This window comes from Bartonella callosciuri (assembly GCF_014203215.1).
Classification (GTDB): domain Bacteria; phylum Pseudomonadota; class Alphaproteobacteria; order Rhizobiales; family Rhizobiaceae; genus Bartonella; species Bartonella callosciuri.
In genome coordinates, this window is the sequence record NZ_JACHIM010000015.1 from 1 (window position 1) to 7589 (window position 7589).

The following is a 7589-nucleotide window of genomic DNA, read 5'->3' on the forward strand; positions in this document are numbered from 1 at the left end:
AGATTGGCAAAAAGACCGTTCCAGTAGGCATGGAAGATAAGATCATAAAACTCTATGCTTTAGATCAAGAGACAGCAGCACGTTTAAGAAAAGAAGCCTATCTTTGTCGAAAGAACTTTACGATCAAACCTTCTACTCCGTTGCAACATGAAACTGTTGTTGCGTTTATGCTACTTTTAGATGTCTTATTTCAAGAGGGGTTAGCAAACTTCAAAGAAATGTTAGAAACACTCCATGAAGTATGCTCTTTGTAGAGGTTATTGCAAAATCCTATTCCTAAACCTTATTATATAATCCCTAAATTCAAGAGTAGAATTCTCTCGATTCGCAATTGCAATATATAGATGATGATGCTATCTGATAACGCTACAGATTCTATATATCAGGTGGTTCAAAAGGTGGTTTTGTTATTTGATGTTTTTATTAAGTCATTGAAAAATATTGTAAAATTATTATGAAATGGTACTCTCCATCCGCACCAGGAATTTCTCAAGCACTATAGATTGTCTATGTGTCTGTAATTCCGCTTCATGGTGATTTAACACTTAAGTGGTAGAATGTAGTTATTATTCAGAGTGGGTTTATCCCTCTTTTCAGAAAAATGAAGGTTGTTTAATGCAGGTTACTGAGACACTTAATGAAGGACTGAAGCGCGAAATTAAGATCGTGGTTCCGGCGAGAGATTTAGAAGAAAAGTTGAATGAACGGTTGGATGACGTCAAGGGTAAGATCAAGCTGAATGGTTTTCGTCCCGGTAAGGTGCCGGCTGGATACTTACGAAAAATGTATGGCAAGTCTTTTATGGCGGAAATTATTAATGAGATTGTCAGTGATTCTCCCCGTTCTGTTTTAGTTGACCGCAATGAACGTTCAGCAATGCAGCCGCAAATTGAGATCAATGAAGATGATAAAATTCTGGATGGCAAAGCGGATTTTGTTTTTAGTTTAAAGTATGAAGTTTTACCAAAATTTGAAATTAAGAGCTTTGAACATATTAAAATTATACGTGAAATTGCGGCTATTCCTGAACAAGAAATTGATGATCAAGTAAAGCGTATCCTTTCTTCTACACGTAATTATTCATTAAAGGATGGTCCTTCCGAAGAAGGTGATCGTGTTACAATCGATTATCTAGGAAAACTCGAAGGTGTTCCATTTGAGGGCGGATCAGATAGCGGTGCGCAGCTGATTCTCGGATCAAAACAATTTATCCCTGGATTTGAGGAACAGTTGGTTGGCATAAAAGCAGGTGATAAGACAACGATTTCTGTTAAATTTCCTGATAATTATAGTGCTGCACATTTGGCTGGTAAGGATGCGGAATTTGATATTACCGTTAAAGCTGTCTCTCAACCGGATGAGCTGAAGATTGATGATGAAGCAGCGCAAAAAGTTGGTTTGGAATCCCTAGATCGTTTGCGTGAAGTTGTTCGTGGGCAAATTGAAAGCCAATATGGTTCAATGACGCGTCAAAAAATTAAACGTCAAATTCTTGATGCTTTAGATGCTGATTATAAGTTTGAAATCCCTGAAGGACTTTTGGAAGTTGAATTTAACAATATCTGGGCTCAGATTAATGACGATTTAAAAAAGGCAGGGCGCAGTTTTGAAGATGAAGGCGTTACAGAAGAGCAAGCACGGGAGGAATATCGTGTGCTTGCACAGCGTCGTGTTCGTCTTGGTTTGGTGCTTTCTGAAATTGGAATGAATGTTGGTGTTCAAGTAAGTGAAGATGAACTAAAAGCAGCAGTTTTTGATCAGGTTCGCCAGTATCCTGGACAAGAGAAAGAGATTATGGATTTTTTCCGGAATACACCAGAAGCTGTTGCAAATCTACGTGCCCCGATTTTTGAAGAAAAAGTTATTGATCATTTGCTAGCACGGATAAAAGTCACAGATAAAGAAGTGACAGTTGAAGAGCTTATGCGAGAAGATGATGAAATAGATTTAACGCAAAAAAAATCGGCAACAAAAAAGTCTGCAGTGAAAGAAAAAGCCACAGAGAAAGCTCTAGCTAAGAAAAGGACACCTAAAAAAGGTTAAGATTTACCCGAACAAAATGAGCCCGATGAAGTCGGGCTTTTTTATAACATTTATATTCTAGGCTTGCACTAAGAGTTGTTTTAGATTAGCCATCGAATATATTTAAAATATTGATAGTGGATTGGCAATGGGAATCATTGATACGCGTACTCCTGATTCTAAGCGTTTTATTTCTGGAGTTACAGGTGATTGGGAAGTCATCATTGGCATGGAAGTTCATGCGCAAATCATATCAAATTCAAAACTTTTTTCAGGTGCATCAACTAAATTTGGTGCGGAATCAAACAGTCATGTATCACTTATTGATGCAGCTATGCCTGGTATGTTGCCTGTTCTTAATCAGGAATGTGTTCGTCAAGCGGTTCGAACTGGTTTAGGGTTAAAGGCTAATATTAATCTAAAGTCTGTTTTTGATCGTAAGAATTATTTTTATCCAGATTTACCGCAGGGGTATCAGATTTCTCAATTTCGTTATCCGATTGTAGGTGAAGGGAAGATTATTATATCTGTGGGCCCCGATTCGAATGGTCAGTTTGAGGATATTGAAATTGGGATTGAGCGGTTACATCTTGAACAAGATGCAGGAAAATCAATGCATGATCAGCATCCAACAATGTCTTTTGTGGATCTTAACCGTTCTGGTGTCGCTCTTATGGAAATTGTTTCTAAACCAGATATGCGCTCAGCTGATGAAGCTAAAGCTTACATGACGAAATTGCGTACGATTGTTCGTTATTTAGGTACTTGTGATGGCAATATGGACGAAGGTTCTATGCGGGCAGATGTTAATGTATCAGTGCGTCGTCCTGGTGAAAGTTTTGGAACGCGCTGTGAGATCAAAAATGTGAATTCTATTCGGTTTATTGGTCAAGCGATTGACTATGAGGCACGTCGTCAAATTGCGATTTTAGAAGATGGCGGTATCATAGATCAAGAGACTCGGCTTTTTGACGCTGCTAAAGGTGAAACGCGGTCGATGCGCTCAAAAGAAGAAGCGCATGACTATCGTTATTTTCCTGATCCTGACCTTTTGCCATTGGAGTTTGATCAAGCATTTGTTGATGCTTTAGCGGCTGAATTACCAGAATTGCCTGATGATATAAAGACACGTTTTGTCAAGGAGATGGGGCTGACAGTGTATGATGCTTCTATTCTTGTGACAGAAAGAGCCATTGCTGATTATTTTGAAAAAGTAGCACGTGGGCGTGATGGAAAAACAGTTGCTAATTGGGTAATTAATGATCTTTTAGGTGCTTTAAATAAGGATAATCTTGAGATTGAAAAAACACCGGTATCACCAGATCAATTGGGAGATATTATTGATCTCATCAAAGAAGGAACTATTTCTGGAAAAATTGCTAAAGATCTCTTTGAGATCATTTGGAATGAAGGTGGAAATCCGCGTCAGATTGTAGAAGAGCGCAATATGAAGCAGGTAACAGATACAAAAGCTATTGAGAGAGCTGTTGATGAAATTGTTGCTAATAATTCTGATAAAGTTGCGCAGGCCAAACAAAAACCTGCTTTAGCAGGTTGGTTTGTTGGGCAAGTTATGAAAACAACAGGCGGTAAAGCGAATCCTAAAACTGTTAATGAATTGGTTAAGATGAAACTTGGCATAGATTAAGTGTTATGGGGTAGAAAAAACTCTATAAATATGATACTTCTTATAGTTGAGGGATATTATTTAGTTTATCAAATAGAATTATGACTGATTTTACCAGTGGAGTTTTTTTCAGTAATTTCAAGTATCATGATGCGTTTATTCCAGCGAGATTGATTTCATAAGGTATACTAAAGAAATGGACTAGAATATGCTTGTTTTTCTAAAGCAAATCTTTACATGGTGGGATGGTAATACAATAGGTACCCGCTTTTTTACGTGGCGTAAAGGTAAGCGTGTTGGGGAAGATCAATTTGGGAATGTTTATTATGAGGGAGGCACTCATAAGGATGGTTATCCGCGCCGTTGGGTCATTTATAAAGAGTATTCTGAAGCTTCTACCATTCCGCCAGGTTGGCATGGTTGGATTCATCATCGTTGTAATAATCCTCCAACGCAGAAGAATTATCAGCCATATGAATGGGAAAAGCCGCATGTTGCAAACATGACAGGGACAAGTAAAGCATATAGACCAAAGGGGGCTATTACTTACAGTAATGACCGTCCCTGTGCGCAGGAAGATTATGATGCATGGTCGCCTAAACAATAAAATATTTTGATGCGTGTCTATATTTTTTCTTATTTTATCATATTTTATATTTAGAATTTTTTTAATGAGATTAATTTGATGTGATGAAAGCTTTTTTACGGTTGGGATTATGGCGTTTTTTTTGTGTTTTTTTCGTGGCCGCTGCGGTTATCTTGTCCTTAGTTGGTGTAGTTCACGCCAAACGTATTAGCAATGGAATTGCTGTTTTTGCAGGTCTTGACAAAATTACTGGGCAGACTACGCGTTTTGAAGTTTCTCTTGGTGAAATTTATCAATACGGTGCTTTGCAGGTAACACCGCGTGCATGTTATACGAGCTCCAAGGATGAGCCAACGCACACGACCGGTTTTATTGAAGTCAATGAAGTCACATTAGATAAAACAGTACGGCGTATTTTTACAGGATGGATGTTTGCAGATAGTCCTGGCCTGAATGCTGTAGAGCATCCTATCTATGATGTGTGGTTAAAAGATTGCAAACAGGATTCTTAGAATCTGTTCTTTCAATAAAGCATTTTTATAAAATGATATATTAAACTTAATTCATCGTTTTTATTTGTTTTATAGAGTTATTCCAAGTAGCTAAATGTAGCTCTTAAAATAAGAGTGGTTAGATACGGAAAGGGGGAGAGCGGTGTTTTTTACTTTCGTATTTAGAAGTTGGGGTATTTATTCTCCTTTATGCTGATTTTTATAAAAGCGCTAACTATTAATTTCTAAACTGTCATGCACATTTTTCCACCGAAAAAACAAATAAGTTGAGGAAATTTTGTTTTCATGGTGGTAAAGTTTTTTTGATTAAGAAGAGTATTAAACAGATAAATAATCAAAACTTTATTATCTCATCCAATGATATTTCAATGAGTTGAATGATTTCAATTTAGATTTAGGATGGTACAGAGATTTTATTGATGATATTCTTAATATTCTTTTTTCAAATATTTTGTACAAGATACAAGTGTTTTTACAGTGAAACATTTGGATTTTAGGATTAAAAATCCAGCAGAGGTTAAGATTAAGCTGCTTCATCATCAAAATTGATAGCTCTGTTTTGTGTAAGAAGTTATCAATTCATCAGAGAGTATGAGATTTTATAGAATGAAAGATGCCAGTTACCAACATAATAATATATCGTTTTTCCCAAAACAACCTAAAGAAGCATTATTGAATGTTCCATTTATTATAATTTTTTTGATAGCATTTTGTTTTTTTATTTATTTTGTCCCTCAGTATTTTTTTTCTCCTCAACTCTATATTAAAAGCCTTGAGACTTTTTCATTTATACCGGTGTTATTTAAGGCTGAACCGTTAGCATTTTGTTATACGATTATTAGTTATTCATTCATGCATAGTAGTTTTAAACATGTTGCTCTTAATATGACTTGGCTTTTGGTTTTTGGGTCTCTTTTGGTAAGGCCTTTGGGTAATTTACGTTTTCTCATTTTTTGGATGTTCACAGCAATTATAGCTGTGTTGACTTATTTTGTATTTCACCAAGATAGTGTGATATCGGTTGTTGGTGCGTCGGGGGCTGTGTCTGGAATGATGGGTGCTATTGCACGTTACGGTTTTCCTCAGGGTCATTTGGGTATTAGTACGCAAAATGAAAGATTTTTAGGTTCTTTGTTGTCCATAAAAAAAGCGCTATGTTCAAGAGTGGTACTTATTTACATGAGTGTATGGTTAAGTATTGATTTCATCATAGGCATTTCCGCTTTTCTAGGAGAAGGTGTTTCAATTGCATGGGAAGCGCATATTGGTGGTTTTTTTTCAGGCTTTTTGTTGATTGGTTTTTTTGATAGTTTGCCAAAAAAATTAAAAACTACGATCTAAGATATTTATGAGCCGCATAAAGTGCTATTGTTGCTGCATTTGAAACATTTAATGATTTAATATTTCCGGGCATATCAAGGCGTGTTAATGTGCAAACAGTTTCCCGTGTTTTTTTGCGTAAGCCTTTCCCTTCTGCTCCTAAAATAAGGGCAATTTTCCTCCCTGTTAATGCAGTTTCTAAGGGATGTTCGCCTTCTGAATCGAGCCCAAAGCTGATAAAACCTACTTTATGAAGCTCTTGAAGTGCTTCTGCAAGGTTTCTCACTGTGATATAATTAATCATCTCTAAAGCTCCAGATGCTGCTTTAGCAAGAACTCCACTTTCTTTGGGTGAGTGGCGACAAGTGGTGATAAGAGCTTCAGCTTTAAATGCGACTGCAGAGCGCATAATAGCACCGACATTATGTGGGTCGGTAATTTGATCCATTACAATGACAAGATCGGTATTCGTTAGTTCGGAGAATTGGCATGGCTTGAGGAGATCTGTTTCCACAACAACACCTTGGTGAACGGCATCACTTCCCACGAGCGCATCAAGTTGTTTGGGGGAGCATAATGTAATAGGACAAGGTAAATCTGATTCGGGTATATTTAGTCGTTTTAAGGCATTTGGTGTCACATAAAGGCATCCAAAAATTCTTTTTGGATTTTTTAAAGCAGCATGAACGGTATGGATACCATAAAGGCGGATTTTTTCTTGTTGCAAGGGAGACGTTTCTTTTTTTAGATACGGAGTTGATCGAGAAGACAGGCCTTTTGTATCGCGATATCTGCGACGTAAACGAGCATAATGAGAGTTTTTCGACATTTTTTCTTTCATAACTTCTTTATAGCGTTTTAATGATAAAAATAGATAAAAAAAACTATAATTTAAAATTATTAGCAGGAAATTTGTACAGAATCGTATTTATCCTGTTGACAGAGACGATAGTAATCGTCATAACCGCCTCGCAACCAGTTAGATTGAATGGATGATCAAATTAGTTGTAGTGATACCTCATCGTGTAACTTTGCCGATGTAATGGAGGGGTGCCCGAGTGGTTAAAGGGGGCGGACTGTAAATCCGTTGCGTATGCTACGTTGGTTCGAATCCAACCCCCTCCACCATTCATCGAAGGGAAGTTAGTACAGGGAAGTTAGTACGTTGTTGCGGGTATAGCTCAATGGTAGAGCAGCAGCCTTCCAAGCTGAATATGCGGGTTCGATTCCCGCTACCCGCTCCAAAGAGTTGTAAATGATTGGGTTAGCGAGTACGATGAAAGGAATTTTCACTCTAATTGGGTGGGGTTTCTTGTCTAAGAATTGTGATATCGGATTTGTGATATAGCAGTCTGATTTAATTCAATTCTACAGTCCTGTTTCTGGGTGCTCATAAAGCGAGAGAACTAAACAAGAGATTGATGGCGATGGCAAAGAGCAAGTTTGAACGAACGAAGCCGCATGTTAATATTGGAACGATTGGTCACGTTGATCATGGTAAGACCTCATTAACAGCAGCAAT

The 7589-nt window shown here is 37.4% G+C and carries 8 protein-coding genes and 2 tRNA genes; 9 read left to right on the top strand and 1 reads right to left on the bottom strand.

The features are described 5' to 3' along the window. From HNQ69_RS07200 to HNQ69_RS07225, 6 genes are all read left to right on the top strand, one after another. On the top strand, positions 1 to 254 hold a 254-nt coding region (locus HNQ69_RS07200), incomplete at its 5' end, for an XRE family transcriptional regulator (protein ID WP_183229360.1). A gap of 361 nt (positions 255 to 615) precedes the next feature. Further along, on the top strand, positions 616 to 2043 hold the full coding sequence (gene tig, locus HNQ69_RS07205; RefSeq protein ID WP_183229361.1) for a trigger factor: 1428 nt from the start codon (positions 616 to 618) through the stop codon (positions 2041 to 2043). A 127-nt stretch (positions 2044 to 2170) separates the two neighbouring features. Further along, a complete protein-coding gene (gene gatB / locus HNQ69_RS07210) occupies positions 2171 to 3670 on the top strand; it encodes an Asp-tRNA(Asn)/Glu-tRNA(Gln) amidotransferase subunit GatB (RefSeq protein ID WP_183229362.1) in 1500 nt (499 codons plus the stop codon). A 187-nt stretch (positions 3671 to 3857) separates the two neighbouring features. Then, on the top strand, positions 3858 to 4256 hold the full coding sequence (locus HNQ69_RS07215) for an NADH:ubiquinone oxidoreductase subunit NDUFA12 (RefSeq protein ID WP_183229363.1): 399 nt from the start codon (positions 3858 to 3860) through the stop codon (positions 4254 to 4256). Positions 4257 to 4339: 83 nt separating this feature from the next. Beyond that, a complete protein-coding gene (locus HNQ69_RS07220; RefSeq protein ID WP_183229364.1) occupies positions 4340 to 4747 on the top strand; it encodes a DUF2155 domain-containing protein in 408 nt (135 codons plus the stop codon). A 606-nt stretch (positions 4748 to 5353) separates the two neighbouring features. Further along, positions 5354 to 6088, top strand: coding sequence for a rhomboid family intramembrane serine protease (locus HNQ69_RS07225; protein ID WP_183229365.1), 735 nt, complete (start codon positions 5354 to 5356; stop codon positions 6086 to 6088). On the opposite strand, the gene HNQ69_RS07230 is transcribed toward HNQ69_RS07225, so the two are convergent. Then, positions 6078 to 6908, bottom strand: coding sequence for a TrmH family RNA methyltransferase (locus HNQ69_RS07230; RefSeq protein ID WP_183229366.1), 831 nt, complete (start codon positions 6906 to 6908; stop codon positions 6078 to 6080). The genes HNQ69_RS07225 and HNQ69_RS07230 overlap by 11 nt on opposite strands. A gap of 203 nt (positions 6909 to 7111) precedes the next feature. Here HNQ69_RS07230 and HNQ69_RS07235 point away from each other — a divergent pair. From HNQ69_RS07235 to HNQ69_RS07245, 3 genes are all read left to right on the top strand, one after another. After that, a tRNA-Tyr gene (locus tag HNQ69_RS07235) sits at positions 7112 to 7195 on the top strand. A 42-nt stretch (positions 7196 to 7237) separates the two neighbouring features. After that, positions 7238 to 7311, top strand: a tRNA-Gly gene (locus HNQ69_RS07240). A gap of 183 nt (positions 7312 to 7494) precedes the next feature. Continuing rightward, the coding region (locus HNQ69_RS07245) for a GTP-binding protein (protein WP_002972655.1) at positions 7495 to 7589 on the top strand (95 nt) is incomplete at its 3' end.